This window comes from Butyrivibrio sp. VCD2006, from assembly GCF_000423925.1.
Lineage (GTDB): Bacteria > Bacillota > Clostridia > Lachnospirales > Lachnospiraceae > Butyrivibrio.
Map to the genome: position 1 here is coordinate 36,025 of NZ_AUIX01000039.1, position 21,765 is coordinate 57,789.

A 21,765-nucleotide genomic window follows, 5' to 3' on the forward strand; every position below is an offset into this window, starting at 1 on the left:
ACAAAAAGCCCCGGTAATCTTATGTGAATTCTAATCTATGAGATTGAAACTCACATAAGGTTACCGGGGCTTATTAGCGCAATTTATGCGTTGTGCTCAGCGAGGTAGTCGTTGAGTGCATCTGTAATCTCATCACCATCGATGCCGTGAACTGCACATGCATCTGAAAGTGATTCCATCTGTGATGCAGGGCAGTGGATGCAACCCATGCCGCACTCCATAAGGAACTGTGCTGCGAGAGGATGCTTTGAAATGATATCGCCTACAAGCATATCTGAATTGATAATCTGATCGCTCATTATTTTTTCCTCCTTAAATAGCTTAACATTATCATCTGAAATAATTTGCATCGAGCCAGGCTCGTTATTTAGCAAAAAACTGACATTTAGACTACTGCATTGTAGCAAGAAAATGAATTGTTTACAAGTAGTTATTGCAGATTAAAAGACAAGGAGACAATTATTTATGAAGGCTGTAGTATTGAACGGAAGCCCAAGAAAAAACGAAATACAATATAAAGTTTTTCTGAAAAAAGTCTAAATTCATCTTGCAAAGTGGACTTAATCAGTCGATATCTAATACAATTAAAATATAGTATTTATAACTTCTGGCGTAATGTTTATTACAGGAGGAATCGACCAATGACTAGAAAACATACCATTTTAGATCATTCAATTATCGGATATTTTGTTCTTATAATCTTTGTTATGTTTTTTTCATCTATTGGTGCAAGCCTGATTGATAAACCGCTTTCAAACGTTATACCTGGTTATGCAAGAGAAATGTCAGGATTAGGTACCACTGTGACATCTGTGTCTGGAGGAGGTAAAATATGATATCGATTATCAGTTTTGTTCTATGTTTGATTGTTTTGGGTATTCTTTATAAGAATATGATTGCCTGGGAAGGAGACTACAGAATCTCAAGAGGACAGGCTTTGCTACCGGTATTACTTGGACTTTTATCTGTGCCGCTTTCATTTATCTTTTTCTTAATAATCGGTCTTGTATTCAGGGCTGTAACCGGGTTTGTACCTACAGATGGACCTGCATTACTTGCCAGTTTCAACCATGCGCTTTTTTCAGCAGCGCTGAATGAAGAATTAGCAAAATTAATCATTACACTTATTGTATTAGGCATTTATAGAAAAAAATGGAGAAATGTATATGAATATATGCTGATAGCAGGGGCTGTAGGATTCGGATTTACGCTTATAGAAGATTTTGTATATAGTAGCGGTCTCGCAGGACTTTTTATGAGGCTGCCAAATATGACAGTGCATATGATGCTTGGGCTTGCCATGGGAAGGCATCTTGGTCTTGCCAGATATAACAAAGTAACAGGCAGAGGGTCTGTAGTAAAAGAATACCTCCTTGCATATTTTGTCCCTGTATTTTGTCATACTGTTTTTGATTTTTTTGCAGCAAACATGCTCATACATGCCGGGGATAATGTAGAGACTATAACAGAGGAAATACAAAGAACAACATATATTGGTGCTGGTATGGTATTGATCATAGTAGTTCCGATATTCTTTTTCCAGTTCTACATATTCAGACGACTTAAGAAAAATGCCGCAAATCTTGTAGCACTTTCCTTCATAGCTGCAAACAGTATAGATCAGGAGAATACCAATGCTTAAAAATATATTGAATTTATGAAAAAATCTCCGCTTATAACTACTGCATAGCATCCTTGTAGATGGATATTGCTTTTAAATATGTCTTTCTAAAAAAAAAATAATCATATAAAAGTAAATTGACATATGTCGGAATAAATATTGTGTTTAATCTGACATATGTCAATTTTTATTTGTGGAGGATAACTATGCCCAGGACACCTAAGTGCAGGAAAATATGTCGCTTTCCGGATTATTACAGTTTTATTCCTGAAGACGCGGAAAAAGATGTAATGGAAACAATAATGATATCTCTTGATGAATATGAGACTCTAAGGCTTTTGGACTATGAGAATCTAACTCAGGAAGAATGTGCACAGAGGATGGGGGGTCGCCAGAACTACAGTGACAGCCATGTATGAAAATGCAAGGAGGAAGCTGGGCAAATCCCGTTAAAGTGAATATTGAAAGGCTTAAATATTAGCGTGTGATAAATCTGTGATAGAAATGCTGATAAGATGCAATACGTAAGATAAAAAACGAAAACAAATAGCCATGAGGGCGGAGGAAAAAATGATGACAAAGAATTTTAAAGAAAAAGTTATGATTAGCTGTGTTGCACTTGCAATGATGTTCTCAACTTCTATAGCAGTTTATGCAGGGGATAAAAATAATGCCGATAAGGCTTTTAATATAGATGATCAAAAGGCACCTGTTTATGCAGCATATGTAAGCCATGATGGCTGGAAGACACAGTATGATAAGAATGTCATTGAAGTAAATGAGACAAGAGACGGAGCATACTTTGTTTACACAGGTGAATGTGCCGGAACCTGCTATGTTGGACTTAGTGTAGTAAGCGGAAAAACTCCCAGAGAGGTTCTTAACGAAAAGACAGCTGACTGGAATCCCGGTCAGACTATTGAAAGTGAAGGCTTCTTCAACGGAGATAACTGGTCATATACAAGAAGACTGCTTCCTGCAGCAGGTGAAGTGCCGGTGTATCAGATGTTCGATGCAGCAGAGTATAACGGAAAGGTTTTCCTTGTTGAGTCCTATGAGACAGTTGGAAACAATGAAGAAATGGATATGTACGTAAGCGATAACCTTTCATATGTGCTCAATGCAGTAAAATTCGACAACTTCAATCCGCAGACACAGTTTGCTAACTATGCAGGAACCTATGAGTATCACTACGATGACGTGATAGATGGACAGATGCAGCTTATTACAAATACAATCACACTTAATCCTGATCACACTGGAAAAATGAGCTTCCAGGATGATATAGATATCCATTGGGGCAGCCACGAGCTTTATCTCAATCCTACATGGACTGACAGAAATGAATTCATCGTTGAAGGCGATAACCTTCAGGTTGAATTAGGAGATGGCCACTGGGTTACCTTCACAAGAGTAGAAGAGGAAGACTTGGAGTAATCTAAGGCCCCTCATCCGCCCTACGGGCACCTTCCCCCCAGGGGGAAGGCTTTTTTCTTTTGGAAGAAAAGCTCATACATTTCCGATAGTAAGGTGTTTCTATTTATGCCTTCCCCTTGGGGTAAGGCTTTTTTCTTTTGGGAGAAAAGCTCATACATTTCCGATAGTAAGGTGTTTTTACTTATGCCTTCCCCTTGGGGGGAAGGTGCCCGTAGGGCGGATGAGGGGAAACTTTTATAAGTACTCTCTTATTTCTTCCTCTGTCCTTCTGACTTCATACCAAAAATCGTTAGCAGACATTCTTGTTGCTCCGGAGCCATAGATAATTACCTGCTCAATGGCGTCGGAAGTAGCGACAGTGACACGATTTTTCTTACTGTATTCATGAGCGGTGCGCTCAATATACTGATCCGCGGTCTCGGCTTCTTTCGTGAAAACCACGTCGAGATTATGGTACTTGATGGCATGCTCGGTACCGCCGGGAACTCTGTAGGCGTCAAATACCAGTATTACAATCTCACTTCTATAGCCTTGGAAATTCACCAGAATATCCATGAGCTTGTCTCTTGCAGATTTCATATCATGCTCTGCGAGAGAGCGCAGCTCGTCATTTGAATAGATGATATTGTATCCATCCACAAGGAGATATGAGTCGGAAGGAGAGTACTCCTTCGGCGCACGATATTTCTTTGCGGGTGCTTTGTTTGCTGCAAGTCTTTTTCTTTCCTCATCAGCCTTGGCATCGTAGCGAGGCTTAACAGGTCCATAGGTCTTCTCAAAAATACTGTCAAGCTCCTGCATGGTCGCGTTGTAGGCTCTGGTGCGCTCTTCATAGGTAAGCTCAGCTTCCTTGCGCACATCCTCTGACCTAAAGCTCTGAAGGGATTCGCCAAGCCTTGAAAGATCTGTCTCAGCCGCGTCGCTACGCTGATCACCATCAGGAGTCCACCCTGTTTCCACATGCATATGATTTCTTACTTCATTCCAGGAAATAAGCGTTCCCGCGCCATGGGAGCAGAATACACTTCCTGTTGGCTGCTTGATATCACGCTCGGGATCGTAACCCTTTTCCTCTATGACAGCCTCTGCGTTATGGCAGGGCTCATAACCCCTAAGTGACAGATTTATCCTGCCCTGTCCGTGAGTGTATGACAAAAGCTCACTGGCATAATCTGACAGCTCCGAGGCGGGAACAGAACCCGTTAAAACCGCACCTCCGTCAGGCAACATATCAGGAGGATTGGTGGTACCATTCATTTTCTGAATATCGCTAAGCGCTCTTCCCAGATTTTCGGAAGGCAGCTCTATGACAAAATTGAAAACGGGCTCAAGCAAAATGCTCTCAGCCATCATAAGACCCTGCCTTACAGCTCTCATGGTGGCTTCTCTGAAATCACCGCCCTCAGTGTGCTTAAGGTGGGATCTTCCGCCAATAACGGTGATTTTCATATCTGTGATTTCTGATCCTGTGAGGACACCGCGGATTTTAAATTCCTCGAGGTGTGAGAGAATCAGGTTTTGCCAATTGATCGCAAGATCATCAACGGGACAGTCCGCATCAAATGACAGACCGCTTCCGGGTTCTGTGGGAGTTAGCAGAAGATGTACCTCCGCATAGTGTCTTAGTGGCTCAAAATGTCCGACACCCTCGACTGTTGATTTTATTGTTTCTCTGTAAACTATGCTGCCGGGACCAAAGGCAATATCAAGTCCAAAGCGCTCAAGGCAGAGGTGCTTTAACACCTCCATCTGGACCTGTCCCATAACCTGTACAGAAATTTCTCCGGTATCATCATCCTTTGATACGGATAAAAGCGGTTCTTCCTCTGATAATTCCGATAGCTGACCGTATACCTTGAAGGCATCTGCGCCCTCGGGAAGAATTATCCTCGAAGAAAGGATGGGCTGTAAAATCTCAGTTACATCACCCTCAAGACTACCAAGTCCCTGACCTGCATGTGATGAATTCAAGCCGGTTATGGCAACTATTCTGCCGGCTTCTGCTTCCTGAAGAAGCTCATATTTTTCGCCAAAATAGACACGTATCTGATCGACCTTTTCATCATTCATGGTGCCTGCTGCGGCACCCTTTGACATGTCGGGCATCTTTAGGATGTCTCTTACGTGAAGAGTTCCGCCCATGATCTTTACCCAGGTGAGCCTTGTGCCGCTTGAGTCTCTTGAAATCTTGTAAACTCTTGCAGCAAATTCAGAAGGGTAGGATGGAGTCTTTGCAAAAATATCCACAAATCCCATAAGCTCATGAATGCCCTCCATTTTGAGCGCGCTTCCAAAAAGACAGGGAAATACCTTTCTATCTGTAAAAAGCTTAGATATATCCTCTAAAGAAACAGGAGTGCCCTCTTCAAGGTATGCATTAAGAAGCGCATCGTCGCACACAGCGATCTCCTCCTGAAAAGCATCATCCGATAGTGCAGCTTCGGAAACACTCTGATCTTTTATAATTGATGAAAAATCTATTGAGTGAGGTGAAAGCCTCTTTTTAATGTCTGCAAGAACAGCTTCCTTATCAGCTCCTGTCTGATCCATCTTGTTTACGAATATAACGACAGGTACCTCGTAGTGGGACAAGAGTCCAAACAGGGTCTGAACCTGTGATGTGACTCCATCTGCGGCGCTTATCACAAGAACTGCAACGTCAAGAACCTTCATGGTACGCTCAGTCTCCGGCGCAAAGTCAGCGTGTCCCGGAGTGTCCAGAAGAGTTACATGAGTATTCTCTGAAAAATCCAGCTCAGCCTGCTTGGAAAAGATAGTTATTCCGCGGCTTCTTTCCAGTGAATAGGTGTCAAAAAAAGTATCTCCGTGATCAACTCTGCCGGATTTCCTTATGGCTCCCGAAAGGAAAAGTAATGCCTCGGAAAGCGTTGTCTTTCCTGCATCAACGTGAGCGTATATTCCAATGTTTAAATGTTTTTTGTCCATGATATATAAATGATTCAGAAAGTAGCGTACTTACTCTGAAAATTCCAATCTAAAGATTTTGCACAATGTTGTTTAATTATACAATGAAATAGGAGTAAGGAATAGGATTTCTTAAATGTCAAAACGGGAATTTGTTCTATTTCGGCATAGAAAGTAAGAAGTAAGCCTATCCGGTGCCCTAGAGACAAAGGCCTTTGAATATATCCGGAAGAGACCGAGGCTTAGTTACCTTTCGGGCATGGGAGTTTTGGTAATATTACCAGAAACAGACACAAAAAAGGAACTGCAATCTCTTACAGTTCCTTAGTAGTCGGAGTGGCGGGACTCGAACTCGCGGCCTCTACCTCCCTAAGATAGCGCGCTAACCAACTGCGCTACACCCCGGCGACAAGTGGTATAATAACATGGTACGGAAACAAAAGCAACAACTTTTTTAAAAAAATTTTTGATGTCTGTAAAAAAATATAAAACAATGTGATGTTTTCGCGGTTTGTACCACATATTTTTGTGGCATATATTTGCCCATGCACGTATAATTAACTTTAATATATTTTGGGGAGATGAGTATGAAAAAAGAATTTTTAGGCAGACGATGTCGTCTGTTTTCAGCTATTCTTGTGGCAACACTTACATTATCTACTGGTATGACAGATTCTTTTGCACTAACTGTAAGAGCTGATGATACAGTTAAGGTAACAGTGGATAAGGTGATTCCTAAGCCTGTTATTTCAGAAGTTAGTAATGATTATAAAGGCCTTCTTGTGACCTGGAAGGAAGCGGAAGGGGCAAACGGCTATCTTCTTTTCAGAAGACTTAAGTCATCCGCACCCTGGGAGCAGATCGCAGATCTTCCCAAGGAGACTCTTTCCTTTATTGATGAGGATGCCATGAAGGAAGGCGGCATTTACACATATATGGTCCGCGCCTATGATGGTACTATTGTTTCTGAGGATTCTGCTCCTAAGACTGTGACAAGATTTCCTGTGTCAAAGGTTAATGTCAAAGTAAAATATGCCCAGAAATCAGCCAGGAACATGCAGAAGATGATCAATGACTTCAGGCTTTCAAATGAGGCATGGGAGTGGAATGCGACCAATACTCAGCAGATTAGCATCCAGGGACTTACTAAGCTGGCCTACGACTACAAACTGGAAAAAATAGCAATGACCAGGGTTGCTGAGATAGCGCTCAAGTTCAGCCATGAGAGACCCTGCGGAACGGATTGTTTTAGTGCGTTTTCCGAGGCGGGTTACAAGTATACATATGCAGGCGAGAATATCGCTTATGGGTACAAGACGGCTAAGGCTGCCTTTGAAGCCTTTAAAGAAACAAATGAAAAATACGCAGGACAGGGCCATCGCAGAAACATGCTAAGCACCAATTACAATGTATGTGCGATAGGACACGCCAAGATAAACGGAGTTCATTACTGGGTTCAGCTTTTTGCAAATACTGAGGATGATTCCGATTATTCCAAGACAATAAGCACTACGAAAAAAGTCACAATGTATGTGGCTTCGGATGACCTTGCAACTTATAAGAAGACCCTTAAGGAGCTTGGTGCCAAGGTAAAGGACTATGCCCCGAGGAAGACATCCTTTGTTGATGCTGTGGCAGGACAGCGGAAGGTGAAGCTTGTCTACAACAAGGCGATCGGTGCCTCTGGCTATGAGATATACAGATCGAATAAGAAAAAGGGCGGCTATAAGAAGATAGCTACTATCAATAATCAGTATAAGCTTGAATATATGGATAAAAAGCTTTCACGGAAAAAGAAATACTATTATTATATTATTCCGTTTAGAACCGCCCATGACGACAAAATATACGGAAAAAAATCAGAAGTGAAAATGGTCAAGACTAATTGATCTTACAATGTGAAGGAATAGGAGATTTAAAGATGGATATCGGAGAGCGCCAGAATCTTAAGACTGAGATTGAGGGGATAGTAAACCTCATAATTGATGATTATAACAAAGGCAGAGATGTCGACCAGATGGACATTTATAACCAGCCCGACAGGGATGTGGTTATTGATATTGTAAAAAAGCTGACGAAAGTGCTTTACCCCGGTTATTTCAGGGACAAAACCTTCAGAAGCTATAACGATGCCAACAGAGTTGCGGTAATAATTGAGGATGCGATTTACAATCTTCAGAAGCAGGTGGCAATAGCCTTCAGGCATGGTGGCGGCTATGAAAATGCATCTGACGAAACTCTGACATGCGGGGCAAGATGCATCACGCATGAGTTTTTCAAAAAGATACCTGAGATCAGAGCCCTGATAGATACGGACCTTCAGGCAACCTTCGACGGAGACCCTGCAGCATTCAGCAAAGAGGAAATAATTCTTTCTTATCCGGGACTTCGTGCGACAGCCATAAACAGAATGGCTCATGAGCTGTATCTTCTTAAGGTGCCGCTTATTCCCAGAATAATGACTGAGTATGCACACTCTGTCACCGGAATTGATATACATCCCGGTGCTACCATTGGAAAATATTTCATGATAGATCATGGAACTGGCATAGTTATTGGTGAGACGACTATCATCGGTGAACATGTTAAGGTTTATCAGGGTGTTACCATAGGTGCGCTTTCAACAAGAGGCGGACAGGCCCTTAAGGGAGCAAAGAGACACCCCACCATCGAGGACAATGTCACAATTTATGCCGGAGCGTCAATACTTGGTGGAGAGACAGTTATAGGCCATGATTCAGTTGTGGGATCCAATGCCTTCCTCACATCCTCCATTGCACCCGGAACAAGAGTAAGCATTAAAAATCAGGAGCTTCAGATCAATACCGGTGGACGAAGCGATTTTTGATCTTTTAACAAATAAACTTCTCACGCTAATGATATTTTCATAATGTGTGAGAAGTTTCTTTTTTTATCTAAAGAATCTCATCAGGTTGTCCGAAATAGATGATGTAGGTAAAGATTGCGTAATTCTGTTTATATGAAAGCGGTGAGATTATGATGAGATCATTGTGGTCCGGAGTTGCCGGACTTAAGACACATCAGATACAAATGGACGTAATCGGTAACAACGTAGCCAACGTTAATACCACTTCATACAAAGCTCAGAAGACAACCTTCGGTGACCTTTTATATCAGAATGCGAGAAGGGCAGCTCCGCCTTCAAATGTCAGAGGCGGAACAAATGCAAAGCAGGTCGGACTTGGTGCCAAGACATCGTCTATAATGACCAACATAGCTAAGCAGGGCTCTATCCAGCAGACGGATTACGCATTGGATCTAAGTATCACCGGAGATTCATTTTTTGTAATAGAAAATGAGCGCGGAGAGATGAACTATACAAGAGATGGTTCATTTACAGTGGACGCTGAAGGATATTTGGTAACAAGATCTGACGGTTACTATGTCAGAGGATCAATTGCCGAGGGCGGAGAAGCAGCCGGAACATCAAGAATCCAGGTACTTCCCATCGATGATGAAGGCAATATGGAAAAGATGGCCGGCGAAGCTACAACCTACGCCAGAATCACCGGAAATATCAGTAAGACAGACAGCCTTCTTAGCTCCGATGCCGGAAGAAAGGTCGATCTTGAGTTCTATGGAACTGATGGGAAAACCTATACCGTAAGACTTGCCTTTACTGATGCGGGAGATGATAACCCCACAACATATCAGGCTAAGATCACCGGAATCATGGATCAGAATCATAACTTTATCGAAGGCGGTGTGCCTGAAGATACAGTTGTCAACCTGACCTATGATGTTACAAACGGAAAATTCGTTTCAGCGAACGGGAATGCTAATGGTATCTATGATCTCACCTTTGAGGGAGATGCTGCTGTGGCCGGTGGATTCTCACTTGATTTCTCGGGTACCACCAATTATGCACCGCTAAACGGAGCATCAACCTCAGCACTTGCTGCATACAGAGGCGATATGGAAGGCAATGGCGAAGGTTACCCTGAGGGCGATATGAACGGCGTTGCAATTGGCAGAGACGGTACTATCACCAGACTTTACAGTAACGGTCAGAACAGATTTGCAGGAAAAATCGTTGTTGCAGAGTTTGCCAATGTAACAGGACTTAACAAAGAAGGTCAGAATCTCTACGCAGTAACATCGAACTCTGGACCTGCACAGATGATGTACGTTGAGGATGACGGAGGCTACATCAGCTCAGGAACACTGGAAATGAGTAACGTGGATCTGTCCGGAGAGTTCACGGATATGATTATTACTCAGCGTGGTTTCCAGGCTAACAGCCGAGTTATCACAGTTTCCGATACTCTTCTTGATGAGCTGAGACAACTTAAGAGATAACTTTTTATACAATAGTGCTTAGATAATACCCGTGATAAGAGGAAAATAGGGAACCTTATCACGGGTATTTCTTATTGAGTTAAAATAATTATTTTGTATAACGATTATTCCCGAGCGGTATTTTATCCTGTGAAAATCAAATAGCGTCTACCATTTTTCCAAATATTCGTTCAAGAATTATGTAATAAAATTAGTGCTTTGAACCGAAATATATAGTACAATAATAGTGAAGAAGATGAATTTTGCGACAATTAGCACTCAGTACTAGACAGTGCTAATAACGTGTGATACAATCTTTTAACATAGCAATTCATTTTTCGTAGGGAAAGGAGATGAGGCTATATGGTAATCGTTAAAATGAATAATACGACTGTAGAGTGCAGCATCGCTGCATCAGAACTTCGTGAAATCGGCCTCACCCCTGAAGCAATCATGAATGGAGAGAAGAGATCCGTTCCGTTTATGGCGCAGCTAAACAGGGAAGTTGGCGAGCAGCTAGGATTTAATCCCGAGACAGAAGTACTCATGATGAGTAAGAACATGATGGTTGACGGCAGTGTTCGAATCTTTGCGATCAAGATGTCCAATGAAGATATTCAGAAATCTGCCGACAGAATACGCGGATCGGCTGAGGCGATTTTAAGAGAGATGACTCAGGAGAGAGTTGATTCCATCAAGGCTAAGACAGGATACGACAAGGGACAGGCTCTCAATGAGATGATCGGACATGTTTCAGAGCTTATAGAGCAGATATATGACCAGGATGAAGAGCAGGATCCTCAGATCGAGGCGATGGCTAAACCGATAGTTAATACAGAGAAGTACATGGCCAGGTTTAAGGATTTGAATTCCGCGGCAAGATTTGCCAAGGTTTCATTCAGCCTTCCTATCACAGCATCGAAGCTTTATAAGGAAAATGAGGAGTATTATCTGACACTTGTACTTGAGCCTGATACTGAGAATACTGTTTATGACCTTAGAAGATGCGGACTGGAATATGCCGAGGAGCTTATGATGAATTCCCCCGAGCAGACACACATTGAAGAAACAGCTAAATGTATAATCAAGGAGGATGCACTCCTTCACTTAAAGGAAATGATCGCTAAATAACCATGAATGTGACAGTATACGATTTTACGGGAATCTATGAGAACGAGAGCTTTGACTTTTATAAAAAAGAGGGCGCTCGTTCTCTTTTTTGCTCCTTGAAGGATATAAGCGGAACCAACTGCATATGTGATGACTATGCCTTTGAGGAGATAAGAGGCAGGATTAAGGCCTGTGAATCAGAGGGTGAATGGACTATTGGAAAAGAGCCTGCGATTCGTTTTTTTGACAATGGCAATTATCACTATATGTCCAGAATCCTGATGGAGGACCTTTGTGAAAAGGACAGGGTAGATGGTACCGGTGAGAGCGGTGGCTTTGACCTCATCGTTTTTGATCACCATCCCGACATGAAGTGGACCTCCTTTGGAGAGATACTTTCCTGCGGATGCTGGGTGCTTCGCGCACTTAAGGATATTCCGGGGATTTCTAATGTGTACATTGTTGGAGCAGATAGTAAGCTCATGGAGGAAGCCTATCAGGATAATCCTGAGGTAAGAGACAGGGTATTCTATTTTGAGGATTTTTCAGCTCTTAAGGAGGAACTTCAAAAAGCCGGGAAGGATGCTGCAAAAAAGGTTTACATTTCGGTGGATAAGGATGTGCTTTCAAGGGATGAACTTCTGACAAACTGGGATCAGGGTGATATGAGCCTTGAGGAGCTAAAGGATGCTCTGATTTTTATTAAAGAATATTATGGTGACAATATCCTGGCGGTCGATGTATGTGGAGAGTGCGATGTTGATGCCCCGGAAGCCTTTGGCTCTCTTGGATTTGAGGCCGGTAACAGGATAAATGATTGTATCCTTTCTGTTTTTTCTTGAAACTTTATATTTTTTTTATCGTTAATAAAGGAGAATGCAGCTTCTTCGGAGGAAACAGGTGCTTCCATGCAGGAACTTTCAGCTACTGTTACAACACTTTCAGGCTCTGCGGATTCACTTAAGGGTATTGCACAAAAACTGAGTGAGGACATGAAGTTCTTTAAATAAATGTAAAAGTTGCTATAATAATATGTATGGCAGCCGGCAATCTATACTGCCGGCTGTCTTTTTGTTTATAAGAAATTCTAAGTTTTTATAAATGAAAGCACTCCGTGGGGATGCATTTAAGGAGAAAGAGTATGGAAAAGAGAATTCGGGACAGAATCAAGAGGGTTGAAAAACTGGAGTTGGATCTTTTATCTGATGAGGAAATGCTTACTGAGAAAAAAGAGATAACGATTCTTATCGAGGCAATCCAGCAGGAGCTTTTGAGGAGAGTCATAATAATAGGAGCTGTAATTTTGGCATTTGTTGTGGCCATGGTGGGACTTTTATCCTATCCTTCAACCCCTATGCTGTTTGTATGTCTGGCAACGCTTTTGGTGTTTATTCTGGTGATCATCCAATATTCCCAGAAATACAAGCTTTACAACGATCTTTTTAAAGCTTCGGATATTTTATACAAGTGATTGTTGACAAACTACCTTCTAGTGGATACAATATCTATTGTTGCTGGCAGGAATGGCGGAATTGGCAGACGCGCACGGTTCAGGTCCGTGTGATAGCAATATCATGAGGGTTCAAGTCCCTTTTCCTGCATTAGTTCATAGCTATTGCAACAGAACTTAATATGTATATGCGGAAGTGTCGGAATTGGCAGACGAGCAAGACTAAGGATCTTGTGATGGCTACATCGTGAGGGTTCAAGTCCCTTCTTCCGCACGCATAAAAAAGGTATGGCGAATGTCATACCTTTTTTATGTGTGCCGAGGAGCCCCTTGAACCCAGGGTTCAAGGTCTCCTCGCAGCAAAACTGCTTCGTCGGTCGGTTCGGCGGGAAAAAGGTCCCCCGGACCTTTTTCTTAATCCGCCTCACCCCATCTTCCGCACGAACAAAAGACCAGGTTGAATTACCTGGTCTTTTTGTTCGTACCGAGGAGCCGCCCCATGTCTTCCCCGTGACTTACTGTTGAATCTTGAGATTCATTGTTGTACAATACAGAAAGTTTGCCTCTTAAATGGGGCAGCATAGCATGAAATACGGGATGTGTGACAGAAAAAGATTTGAATCCCGCAACAAGGAGAGATATGACAAAGGACGATTTTCTTAAAATACTTCTTGCAGAAGGTTTTGTCTGCGAGAAGGGAGGGCAGTATCCATCAGTAGTATGTGATGCGAAGGATGTTAAAACGACAGCTAAAAGGGTAAGAGCTATTGCGAAGGATAAAGGGTATACATCTTCTTTTGCAGTAAGAAGTGCCCGTGAAGGAATGGAGCTTATTTCAAATAAAGAGCCCATCCCGATGCAGCCTATAACAGAGGAAGTAAGTGCGTAATCAAAAGAAAAGGTGCAAAGGGCAGTTACAAAATAAAGCCTCCCGGCATTCTACATTGTACGAGAATGCTGGGAGGCTTTTTCATTTTACCTGAAAAATTCGAATGATGGAATTCATTCGAGGAATCAGAATTAAACTCCGTTAGAACAGCATAAATTAATTCTGAATGCAAGAATTGTTAATTGGTGACATAAAAAACAAAATATTGGAACACATGGTTTAAATGCTTTATATGTTGGAAAATGCAGAAAATGACTATTCGAGTTCATTTATAGCAGAAATTTTGCAGGTAAACTGCTTTTTATATATAATGGGTAATATCTGTGAAAAAAGGAGAGCTTGAAGATGAAATTCTATCTGGTAAGGCATGGCCAGACAGACTGGAACAAAGAAGAGAGGCTTCAGGGACAGACGGATGTTCCTTTGAATGATGAGGGGAGAAGACAGATAACTGAGCTGGCAGAGAAAATGGCGGCAGCGGATCTGCATTTCGACAGGGTTATCTCAAGCCCGCTTGTCAGGGCATATGAGAGTGCGCAGATAATTGTAGATAAGATCGGCTTTGACAAGGAAATAATTATTGAAAATGATTTTACTGAGAGGAATTTTGGGCTGCTAGAGGGGAAGCCATGGGATCCCAATCGGGACATGGATGATCCTAAATATCAGACAGAGAAGATTTCAGAGGTTTGCGACAGGGCCGGAAGAGGACTTGCTAAGTACAATTTTGATGAGGATGAACGAATTCTCATTGTGGCTCATGGGGCATTATTGCCGGCGGTTAAATATGTGCTGTCAGATGGCAGGATAGCCTACGGCAACAAGGATGTTCCGATCATCCAGGGGAACGTTATGTGCTGTGAAAGGAAGGATGGCCAGGAGCTATCGCTTTATAATTTGTTCTAGAATTAACGAGGAGATTTGGGGTTTGAATAAAGACAAAGATTTGACGAGGGGGAATCCGTTTAATCTTATTTTCTCATTTGCAGTTTCTATGATGATGGGAAATGTTTTTCAGCAGTTATACACTACGGTGGATAGTATCATCATTGGTAAAAAAATAGGGTCGCTGGAGCTTGCCTCGATAGGCGAAACGGACTGGCTGATTTTTCTGGTCAATGGGTTTTTGATAGGCCTGATTCAGGGATTTTCTGTTATTCTTGGCAGGAAATTCGGAGAAAAGGACGAGAGGGCTTTTGATATCTACTATAAAAAAGCAAGACTATTGTGTTTTGTTATTTCAATTTTGTTTGCGGCGGTGCTTTTGTCAGTTTCAGGTTTACTGCTGCAGATAATAGGAACCAAGGCAGAGGCCTTTGATTTTGCAATAACTTATGTGAATGTGATTTTTGCAGGGATTCCGTTCCTTGTGTTTTATCAGTTTTTCGCAGCTGTATTAAGGAGCCGCGGAAACAGCCGTATTCATCTTATGGCGATGACGATTTCATCCATCTGCAATATTCTTCTGGACCTGCTTTTTATATGTGTTATGAAAATGGGAATCGCAGGAGCTGCGCTTGGAACCGTACTGTCTGAAGCGCTTGTAATGGTGATCTGCGGATATCATGTGTTTGATGCAAGAAGGAGTGCTAAAGCGGAGATTGCTTCTGGAAACGGCATAAGTGCCGGGGAAGATAATGATGCTGACAATAGCGATAAATTAAGGCATTCAGAAATGTCCCATACATCGAATCTTGCAATCGTCCGTGAGCTTATGACTATAGGTCTTCCTATGGCGCTACAGAGCGTTATAACAGCAATTGGAGGCCTTATTGTCATTAGATGTGTTAACCGATACGACATCACTTTTTTTACGGGATACATGATTGCAGGAAAAGTCTATGCCCTTCTGGAGATTGCGGCATCGTCTTACGGAATGGTAGTTGTTGCTTATGTGTCGCAGAATTATGGCGCAGGAAAGCTTGACAGGATTCGAAGCGGAGTGAGGATAAGCCTTGCTATGGGCGTCGTAACAGCGCTTTTGTGCTCATTTATCATGATCGCCTTTGGAAAAGCTGCTATGTCACTGTTTATGGATGCTGCGACAGCCTCTGAAGATATTTTCAGATATGGACAGGACTACTTACTTGTCCTTGGCATCTTTTACCCGCTTTTGTACATGCTCTACATTATGAGAGCATCGCTTCAGGGACTTGGAAATACAGTAGTTCCGATGATCTCAAGTTTTGGACAGGTGATAATGAGAGTGCTATGTGCACTTGTGCTCACCAGCTTCATCGGCTGCAGCGGTATATATTATGGCGAAATCAGCGCTTGGATTCTTGCGGATCTGATTATTATTGTGACGTATTTCAGGGAAATTCGGCAAGTAAAAGAATGCACCGTTGATTGATATCTTTGCTAAGTATAGAAAAATGGCTTTGACAAAATAGATGAGCATGCGAGGTATAAACACATGAAAAAACTTGCTGTAATATTCCCGGGAATTGGATACCATGCGGACAAGCCGCTTCTTTATTATGCGAGGAAGCTGGCTACAGAGGCGGGCTACGAGGAACAGATAAAAATCGAATACACCAGTACTCAGAATAAAATCAGGGGCGACAAAGAGAAGATGAAGAAGGCGTTTGAGGAGCTCTATGCCCAGGCAGAAAACTCCCTTAAGGATATAAAATGGGAGGAATACGACGATATCCTCTTTATTTCAAAGAGCATAGGGACTGTTATTGCCATGACCTATGCGTCTAAAATGCACCTCGATAACGCAAGGCAGATTCTCTATACTCCCCTTGCTCCGACTTTTTCAAATGTATGTAATACGGAAGTTATATCATTCATTGGCACTTCTGATCCCTGGAGCAACGTTCCTGAGGTGATAGCTCTTGCCAGGAATAATGATATTCCAATCCATGTCTATGATGATGCAAATCATTCTCTTGAAACCGATGATACCATCGAAAATCTCAATATTATCCATGATGTAATGAAAAAGACAAAGATTTTTATAAATTGATGTTGACAACTATACTTGTCATTCATATAATAAGTTTATCCAATTGATGACAAGGATAGTTGTCAATATGAAAAGATATCTTGTCAAGTTGCAAGGAGATCTTGTCAACGAGGAGATATACGTAAAACCGAAAATACATATCGATAATCAGATAACTATGCGCATAGTAAATGAGAAGGAGGGAATCATGCCACTTGAAAACCACCTCAAGGAACTAAGGGCAAGACTGGGGGTCAATCAGCAGGAGATGGGGGCTCTTGTTGGAACCAGCCGGCAGACGATCAGTCAGATCGAGCGCGGAGATTATTCGCCGTCAGTCACCCTGGCCTTGAAAATCGCTAAGGAATGCGGAGTGACAGTCGAAGAAGTCTTTGAATATATAGAAGACTAAATGGACCCCGGGACGGGGGTATAAGACCCAAAATACTAATGAGGATTGCATAAAACAGTCAGCAGTCCGGAAAACAGATTAAAAAATACAACGGAGGATTTACATAATGGGAGAGTATGGAAACAGCGCAGTAAGGGCTAAAGAGAAATTAGAGGCTTCAAGAGCCGGTTCAGGGGAGAAAAACAAAACTTTATTGATCATATTTATTGCATTTATGGCTGTGTGCTATGTTGGCGGACTTTTTGTGGGACGTTTTTTAGCTAATAATGAAACAGATCTGCATAGTATATTTACCGGAATCGGAACCTTTTTAAAACTGAATATGTGCTATATCGCCCTGGTAGTTAACATAGTCATGGGTGTTATAGGCTTTGCTTTATACGGAAACGTTGAAAAGCTTGCAAATAAGTGGGATGGCGAGGATGACGATCTTATCAATGAGGTTGAAAGCAAGCTGTTTTATCCCGGTGCAATATCTACTTTAATGATGCTGTTTAACTTTTTCGCATTCGGTGTAAGCCTGTGCCACTTAAGTCTTGGCGATGCATATAAAGATAGATTTATTTTCATAGTGGCATTTTCAACTTCAATACTGCTCTTTTCATTTATAGGGGAGATGATCCTTCAGGGTAAGTGCCTCTCACTCGAGAAGAAGCTTAATCCTGAGAAACGCGGTAATATCCTTGATATTAAGTTCCAGGAAAAGTGGTTCGACAGCTGCGATGAAGCAGAAAAAATGATCGTCTATAAGGCATCCTACGATGCATTTAAGTACTCATCATATATCTACGCTGTAGCTTGGATATTGGCAGTGATGGCTGACCTTATCTTTAAGAGTGGAATACTCCCTGTAACAATGGTGTCAGCTATGTGGATTATCCAGACAGTTATTTATCTTAGAGCATCACGTAAGTATTCAATGTAATTGGCAATGTCCCCTGTGGACGTGGTTATAGGACCAAAATGAAAATAATGGAGGGTAGAAAAATGTTTGTTGGGAATTTGATAAATGAAAAACAGGATTATTTTACATATCCCGGGAGAGTTGATGGCTTTAAGAAGTGGAAACCGATAGTAACTGCCATAATTGGTGTGATAATATTCTTTATCTTTTCGGGAGTTGTTCCTGCAATTATTGGTTTTGTAGGTGCACTTAACGGTCATGATTTTACAGACATTATCGCTTCTTTTAAGGGCGGTTATGACACAATGGATAATTACACATTTCTTGGTGTGTTTTTAAATATGGGCATAATAGCTGCAATGATTCCTGCACTCTTTCTGGCCATGAAGATAACTAAAGAAAGACCGTTCCATACTTTGATCTCATCGCGAGATGGTTGGAATAGCAGCTTTTTCAAGAAGGGCCTCATCATCGCGCTGATTGTAAACGGAATTCCTCAGGTTGTTTTCGCAGCTATGGAAGGTGGCTTTAGCCACATAAATATCAGATACACGATACCCGGCTTCATCTTATTTGTGATTCTTGTGCCTTTTCAGTGTATAGCTGAGGAATTTGTTTTCAGAGGCTATATTGGTCAGACTGTAAGTACATGGCTGAAAAATCCTATTATCGGTATCGTGGTTTCTACAATCCTGTTTACAATCGTACATCCATATAACACCGTGGGAAAAATCTTTGTGTTCTTTACAGGACTTACACTTGCATTTGCAGTTAAGTATACCAAGGGTCTTGAGGTCAGCTGCGCTTTACATACCGTCAACAATTTCTTTTCATTCTTACTTAGCGGAATAGGAGCAAACCCGATTTCTTCGCAGGTAAAGACCAGTGATTTGATACAGGAACTGATAATAAATATTGTATTCTTTGCATTAGTGATCATTATGGACAAAAAGAAAAATTGGTTTGCGGGAAGTGACGGCAGCGTGGCTACAGAGGAGAGTAGTGCTTCCTGAGGTTATGAATTTTGTTTAGTGATTTTCATGAAAAAACTTCTGTCAAGGATTTTCTTGTTTATAAAATTTTCACATTTGACACACAAAAATGAAACATTTGCCTTGTAAGATTGTCACATGACTTCTTAAAGGAGACTTGATATGAAGATTAATGATCAATACATAGCAGAGTTTGTTGGGAACTATACGAGGAGAAAAGGCTATCCGCCGACTGTGGAGGAACTGGTAGAGGTATTTGGTTTTGCGAAGGTCACAAAATCCCTTTACTACATAATCAGCCTTTATCGTATTGGCATGATCAGAAACAGCCTCTATTTTGGGACGAAGGATTTGCAGCTTCTTCCACTTAAGGCGGAGGTTTGAACTGATCTGGAAAAAATTTAATATCGTTTATGAGAAGAACTGTCGATTTGGCAGTTCTTTTTTTGAGTTTTTTTGAAAAAAGTTTTTTGAAGCGATTGCCAGTAAATAAGCGGGTTTTCGGCCAATTTGCAAACGCTTTCAAGTGCAAACATAAACTTTTTAACGATTTTTGAAAAAAAGTGTTGACTATTTCTGTGAATTTGATATTATATAGAAGCTGTCGCTGATGAACAGCGGCACACAACTAAATGCGGAAGTGTCGGAATTGGCAGACGAGCAAGACTAAGGATCTTGTGATGGCTACATCGTGTGGGTTCAAGTCCCATCTTCCGCACGAATCAAAAAAGGAATGACGAAAGTCATTCCTTTTTTGCGTTCGGGCGGAAGGGGACTTGAACCCGCTTGCTGCGCAAGCGGTTCTGGGATTCACACTAGACTCGGAAGAACCTCGTCAAGTGTTCACCCATGGCTCGCACTAAGCTCGTGCTTTGCCTTTGGCATGCACTTGCTAAGTGCTCTGCTCAAAGGTCCCCCGGGTCTCCGTTCCACTTCGGTCCGCGCTAAGCGGGTGTCCCCCGGACACCCAGCGCCTTTTTCTATTTCCGCCTCACCCCAACTTCCGCACTTAGAATGAAGGCTCAGAAAGCTTGAGAAATCAAGTGTTCTGAGCTTTCTTTTTTGTAAAAATATCCACATTTTGGTGAGACCTAGGTGAGACCTCCTGTGTTTTAGCGGGTTCCTGGCAGTTTGAATCAAACAGATCTACCAGATCATCCATACTATCTTTGGTAGGCTTAGGGCTAATGAGAGAAACCACAAAGGCGAAAAAGTTGGTGAGGTTGTTGATTTCCTGAAAGAAAAGGAAAAAAGACTATTGGAGTTGCAAGAAGTATAAAGTGGTCCATAGAAAAAGACGGGGGTGAAGCTCCTTTCTCAGCGGATTTGCGGAATCCATAAAAGTTCGTTCCCGGTCGCCGTTATGAAGAGAGACTTGAATGCGGAATTAAATTCCGCATTCAAGTCTTTCAAGGTTCCAGATGGTATCTTGAAAACATGTTGGAGGAGATGTGAGAGACTTAAAAGCAAGTGAATATAAAAGATTTGAAGAGATAAAACATGTTCGTGAGGATGGGACGGAATATTGGAATGCAAGGGAACTAGCCCCTACATTAGAATATACTCAATGGAGGAATTTTGATAAGGTCATTGGTCGAGCTATGATAGCGTGCGAGAACAGTGGACATAGTGTTTTAGACGATTTTGCTGAGGTCAGCAAAATCGTGAAGGCTGGCGCGACATCTAAACCTATGAAGGATTATGAGCTATCACGCTATGCATGTTATCTCATTGTACAAAACGGAGATCCACGAAAAGAAGTTATTGCTCTTGGGCAAACATATTTTGCAATTCAAACCTACAGACAAGAAGTAGCAGATCATTTTAACCAGTTAGATGAGGATAGAAGACGACTTGTTGTACGTGGTGACATAAAGCAATGGAATCAATTGCTGGCTGAAACTGCGCATGATGCCGGAGTAATAACAAATGAATAATTATTATTTTTGAAGCATGCATTTTTGTTATTCCCTCTATAAACTAAGGCTTCATTACAGCACTATGTGATATTATTGTTGTTGTATATTTATATAAAATTGCTTTCGGCTGAAAAACCATTAGCTTTAGCTGATGGGATGAAAGCCGTTCTACTAAATCAACATCTCGCCTAAGCGAGATAAAAAAGATATAATTCTATTCCATGAATAAAGAATATAAACATGGAAATCGAAATAAATATCTGCTTCGTTACCACTTAATTTTAGTATGTAAATATCGTAGACATTTACTAAGTGCTAATAATATTTCTTCAGACATGAAGACACATGCAAAAACTATCTCTGACAAACATAATGTGCAGATACATTACATGGAAGCTGATAAGGATCATCTACATATGATGATAGAAACAACTCCAAATATCAATTTGTCAGATTATATCAGAACTCTAAAATCCTACACTACCTTCCATATTTGGAAGAAATACACATCTTACTTGAGTAAATGTTTTTGGAAAGAAAGAACATTCTGGTCAGATGGTTACTTCATAAGTTCCATAGGTGAAGTCAGTAGTGATACTCTAAAACATTACATTGAGAATCAGGGTAAAAATGTTTGATACTATACAACATTGTTGTATAATAATCTCAAGAGGTAATACTTATGACAATTTTAGAGTTACGCCAAAAAACAGGACTCTCACAAGGTCAGTTTGCGAAGCGTTTCCATCTTAATGTACGAACAGTACAAACATGGGAACAAGGCACACGCAAAACACCTGATTATGTAATCTGGTTAATAGCCAGAGTGATTGAATTAGAGGAAATGCTAAATG

General features: G+C 41.4%; 23 protein-coding genes and 4 tRNA genes. 24 read left to right on the forward strand and 3 right to left on the reverse strand.

All coding sequences use genetic code 11. The features are described from left to right. Positions 1 to 83 precede the first annotated feature (83 nt). A complete protein-coding gene (locus G586_RS0113815; RefSeq protein ID WP_026528236.1) occupies positions 84 to 299 on the reverse strand; it encodes a DUF1858 domain-containing protein in 216 nt (71 codons plus the stop codon). 342 nt (positions 300 to 641) lie between these two features. Between G586_RS0113815 and G586_RS0113820 the strand changes: the two genes are divergently transcribed. The 4 genes from G586_RS0113820 to G586_RS0113835 all read left to right on the forward strand — a co-directional run bounded on the left by G586_RS0113820 (position 642) and on the right by G586_RS0113835 (position 3,058). Then, positions 642 to 836 (forward strand): hypothetical protein, encoded by a 195-nt coding sequence (locus G586_RS0113820; protein WP_026528237.1) that lies wholly within the window; start codon positions 642 to 644, stop codon positions 834 to 836. Further along, entirely contained in the window at positions 833 to 1,642 is an 810-nt protein-coding gene (locus G586_RS0113825) for a PrsW family glutamic-type intramembrane protease (RefSeq protein ID WP_026528238.1), read from the forward strand. Before G586_RS0113820 ends, G586_RS0113825 begins: the two co-directional genes overlap by 4 nt. A gap of 185 nt (positions 1,643 to 1,827) precedes the next feature. Next, complete coding sequence (locus tag G586_RS0113830; RefSeq protein WP_026528239.1) at positions 1,828 to 2,040, forward strand: DUF134 domain-containing protein; 213 nt, start codon at positions 1,828 to 1,830, stop codon at positions 2,038 to 2,040. A 151-nt stretch (positions 2,041 to 2,191) separates the two neighbouring features. Continuing rightward, complete coding sequence (locus G586_RS0113835) at positions 2,192 to 3,058, forward strand: hypothetical protein (protein WP_026528240.1); 867 nt, start codon at positions 2,192 to 2,194, stop codon at positions 3,056 to 3,058. Between the two features lie 234 nt (positions 3,059 to 3,292). Here the strand turns inward: G586_RS0113835 and G586_RS0113845 are convergent, their stop codons facing one another. After that, entirely contained in the window at positions 3,293 to 6,004 is a 2,712-nt protein-coding gene (locus G586_RS0113845) for a translation factor GTPase family protein (RefSeq protein ID WP_026528241.1), read from the reverse strand. 310 nt (positions 6,005 to 6,314) lie between these two features. Continuing rightward, positions 6,315 to 6,388: transfer RNA gene (locus G586_RS0113850), tRNA-Pro, on the reverse strand. 182 nt (positions 6,389 to 6,570) lie between these two features. Here G586_RS0113850 and G586_RS25095 point away from each other — a divergent pair. The 20 genes from G586_RS25095 to G586_RS27515 all read left to right on the forward strand — a co-directional run. After that, entirely contained in the window at positions 6,571 to 7,872 is a 1,302-nt protein-coding gene (locus tag G586_RS25095) for a CAP domain-containing protein (protein WP_051204809.1), read from the forward strand. A gap of 32 nt (positions 7,873 to 7,904) precedes the next feature. Next, complete coding sequence (locus G586_RS0113860) at positions 7,905 to 8,831, forward strand: serine O-acetyltransferase (protein WP_026528242.1); 927 nt, start codon at positions 7,905 to 7,907, stop codon at positions 8,829 to 8,831. 149 nt (positions 8,832 to 8,980) lie between these two features. Then, positions 8,981 to 10,303 carry a flagellar hook protein FlgE gene (locus G586_RS0113865; RefSeq protein WP_026528243.1) on the forward strand — a complete coding sequence of 441 codons (1,323 nt, stop codon included), beginning with the start codon at positions 8,981 to 8,983 and terminating at the stop codon, positions 10,301 to 10,303. A 342-nt stretch (positions 10,304 to 10,645) separates the two neighbouring features. Further along, positions 10,646 to 11,413 carry an adaptor protein MecA gene (locus tag G586_RS0113870; protein ID WP_026528244.1) on the forward strand — a complete coding sequence of 256 codons (768 nt, stop codon included), beginning with the start codon at positions 10,646 to 10,648 and terminating at the stop codon, positions 11,411 to 11,413. Between the two features lie 2 nt (positions 11,414 to 11,415). After that, complete coding sequence (locus tag G586_RS0113875) at positions 11,416 to 12,234, forward strand: arginase family protein (protein WP_026528245.1); 819 nt, start codon at positions 11,416 to 11,418, stop codon at positions 12,232 to 12,234. Positions 12,235 to 12,533: 299 nt separating this feature from the next. Further along, positions 12,534 to 12,863: a hypothetical protein gene (locus G586_RS0113885; protein ID WP_026528246.1), complete on the forward strand. Its 330-nt coding sequence runs from the start codon at positions 12,534 to 12,536 to the stop codon at positions 12,861 to 12,863. Positions 12,864 to 12,909: 46 nt separating this feature from the next. Beyond that, positions 12,910 to 12,993: transfer RNA gene (locus G586_RS0113890), tRNA-Leu, on the forward strand. 39 nt (positions 12,994 to 13,032) lie between these two features. After that, positions 13,033 to 13,116 (forward strand) — tRNA-Leu (locus G586_RS0113895). A 327-nt stretch (positions 13,117 to 13,443) separates the two neighbouring features. Then, positions 13,444 to 13,731, forward strand: a complete 288-nt coding sequence (locus G586_RS0113900) for a hypothetical protein (protein WP_155834179.1) — start codon at positions 13,444 to 13,446, stop codon at positions 13,729 to 13,731. 345 nt (positions 13,732 to 14,076) lie between these two features. After that, positions 14,077 to 14,637 (forward strand): histidine phosphatase family protein, encoded by a 561-nt coding sequence (locus tag G586_RS23175; RefSeq protein ID WP_051204811.1) that lies wholly within the window; start codon positions 14,077 to 14,079, stop codon positions 14,635 to 14,637. Between the two features lie 22 nt (positions 14,638 to 14,659). Further along, positions 14,660 to 16,084: an MATE family efflux transporter gene (locus tag G586_RS0113915; protein WP_035773368.1), complete on the forward strand. Its 1,425-nt coding sequence runs from the start codon at positions 14,660 to 14,662 to the stop codon at positions 16,082 to 16,084. Between the two features lie 63 nt (positions 16,085 to 16,147). Further along, a complete protein-coding gene (locus G586_RS0113920; RefSeq protein ID WP_035773369.1) occupies positions 16,148 to 16,705 on the forward strand; it encodes an alpha/beta family hydrolase in 558 nt (185 codons plus the stop codon). 187 nt (positions 16,706 to 16,892) lie between these two features. Next, positions 16,893 to 17,096, forward strand: a complete 204-nt coding sequence (locus G586_RS27505) for a helix-turn-helix transcriptional regulator (RefSeq protein ID WP_026528250.1) — start codon at positions 16,893 to 16,895, stop codon at positions 17,094 to 17,096. Positions 17,097 to 17,202: 106 nt separating this feature from the next. Beyond that, a complete protein-coding gene (locus G586_RS0113930; RefSeq protein ID WP_026528251.1) occupies positions 17,203 to 18,021 on the forward strand; it encodes a DUF3169 family protein in 819 nt (272 codons plus the stop codon). A gap of 62 nt (positions 18,022 to 18,083) precedes the next feature. Continuing rightward, positions 18,084 to 19,013, forward strand: coding sequence for a CPBP family intramembrane glutamic endopeptidase (locus G586_RS0113935; protein WP_026528252.1), 930 nt, complete (start codon positions 18,084 to 18,086; stop codon positions 19,011 to 19,013). 141 nt (positions 19,014 to 19,154) lie between these two features. Then, on the forward strand, positions 19,155 to 19,376 hold the full coding sequence (locus G586_RS0113940) for a hypothetical protein (RefSeq protein WP_026528253.1): 222 nt from the start codon (positions 19,155 to 19,157) through the stop codon (positions 19,374 to 19,376). A 250-nt stretch (positions 19,377 to 19,626) separates the two neighbouring features. Further along, a tRNA-Leu gene (locus G586_RS0113950) sits at positions 19,627 to 19,710 on the forward strand. 733 nt (positions 19,711 to 20,443) lie between these two features. After that, complete coding sequence (locus G586_RS23180) at positions 20,444 to 20,929, forward strand: BRO family protein (RefSeq protein ID WP_081674379.1); 486 nt, start codon at positions 20,444 to 20,446, stop codon at positions 20,927 to 20,929. A 203-nt stretch (positions 20,930 to 21,132) separates the two neighbouring features. After that, complete coding sequence (gene tnpA, locus G586_RS27510; protein ID WP_026528255.1) at positions 21,133 to 21,549, forward strand: IS200/IS605 family transposase; 417 nt, start codon at positions 21,133 to 21,135, stop codon at positions 21,547 to 21,549. A gap of 44 nt (positions 21,550 to 21,593) precedes the next feature. After that, on the forward strand, positions 21,594 to 21,765 hold a 172-nt coding region (locus G586_RS27515; protein WP_081674380.1), incomplete at its 3' end, for a helix-turn-helix domain-containing protein.

Excerpts from the sequence above, each read along its gene's own strand:
- G586_RS0113815 (WP_026528236.1), bottom strand. The coding sequence starts at position 299 with ATGAGCGATCAGATTATCAATTCAGATATGCTTGTAGGCGATATCATT.
- G586_RS0113820 (WP_026528237.1), top strand. The coding sequence starts at position 642 with ATGACTAGAAAACATACCATTTTAGATCATTCAATTATCGGATATTTT.
- G586_RS0113825 (WP_026528238.1), top strand. The coding sequence starts at position 833 with ATGATATCGATTATCAGTTTTGTTCTATGTTTGATTGTTTTGGGTATT.
- G586_RS0113830 (WP_026528239.1), top strand. The coding sequence starts at position 1,828 with ATGCCCAGGACACCTAAGTGCAGGAAAATATGTCGCTTTCCGGATTAT.
- G586_RS0113835 (WP_026528240.1), top strand. The coding sequence starts at position 2,192 with ATGATGACAAAGAATTTTAAAGAAAAAGTTATGATTAGCTGTGTTGCA.
- G586_RS0113845 (WP_026528241.1), bottom strand. The coding sequence starts at position 6,004 with ATGGACAAAAAACATTTAAACATTGGAATATACGCTCACGTTGATGCA.
- G586_RS25095 (WP_051204809.1), top strand. The coding sequence starts at position 6,571 with ATGAAAAAAGAATTTTTAGGCAGACGATGTCGTCTGTTTTCAGCTATT.
- G586_RS0113860 (WP_026528242.1), top strand. The coding sequence starts at position 7,905 with ATGGATATCGGAGAGCGCCAGAATCTTAAGACTGAGATTGAGGGGATA.
- G586_RS0113865 (WP_026528243.1), top strand. The coding sequence starts at position 8,981 with ATGATGAGATCATTGTGGTCCGGAGTTGCCGGACTTAAGACACATCAG.
- G586_RS0113870 (WP_026528244.1), top strand. The coding sequence starts at position 10,646 with ATGGTAATCGTTAAAATGAATAATACGACTGTAGAGTGCAGCATCGCT.
- G586_RS0113875 (WP_026528245.1), top strand. The coding sequence starts at position 11,416 with ATGAATGTGACAGTATACGATTTTACGGGAATCTATGAGAACGAGAGC.
- G586_RS0113885 (WP_026528246.1), top strand. The coding sequence starts at position 12,534 with ATGGAAAAGAGAATTCGGGACAGAATCAAGAGGGTTGAAAAACTGGAG.
- G586_RS23175 (WP_051204811.1), top strand. The coding sequence starts at position 14,077 with ATGAAATTCTATCTGGTAAGGCATGGCCAGACAGACTGGAACAAAGAA.
- G586_RS0113920 (WP_035773369.1), top strand. The coding sequence starts at position 16,148 with ATGAAAAAACTTGCTGTAATATTCCCGGGAATTGGATACCATGCGGAC.
- G586_RS27505 (WP_026528250.1), top strand. The coding sequence starts at position 16,893 with ATGCCACTTGAAAACCACCTCAAGGAACTAAGGGCAAGACTGGGGGTC.
- G586_RS0113930 (WP_026528251.1), top strand. The coding sequence starts at position 17,203 with ATGGGAGAGTATGGAAACAGCGCAGTAAGGGCTAAAGAGAAATTAGAG.
- G586_RS0113935 (WP_026528252.1), top strand. The coding sequence starts at position 18,084 with ATGTTTGTTGGGAATTTGATAAATGAAAAACAGGATTATTTTACATAT.
- G586_RS0113940 (WP_026528253.1), top strand. The coding sequence starts at position 19,155 with ATGAAGATTAATGATCAATACATAGCAGAGTTTGTTGGGAACTATACG.
- tnpA (WP_026528255.1), top strand. The coding sequence starts at position 21,133 with ATGAATAAAGAATATAAACATGGAAATCGAAATAAATATCTGCTTCGT.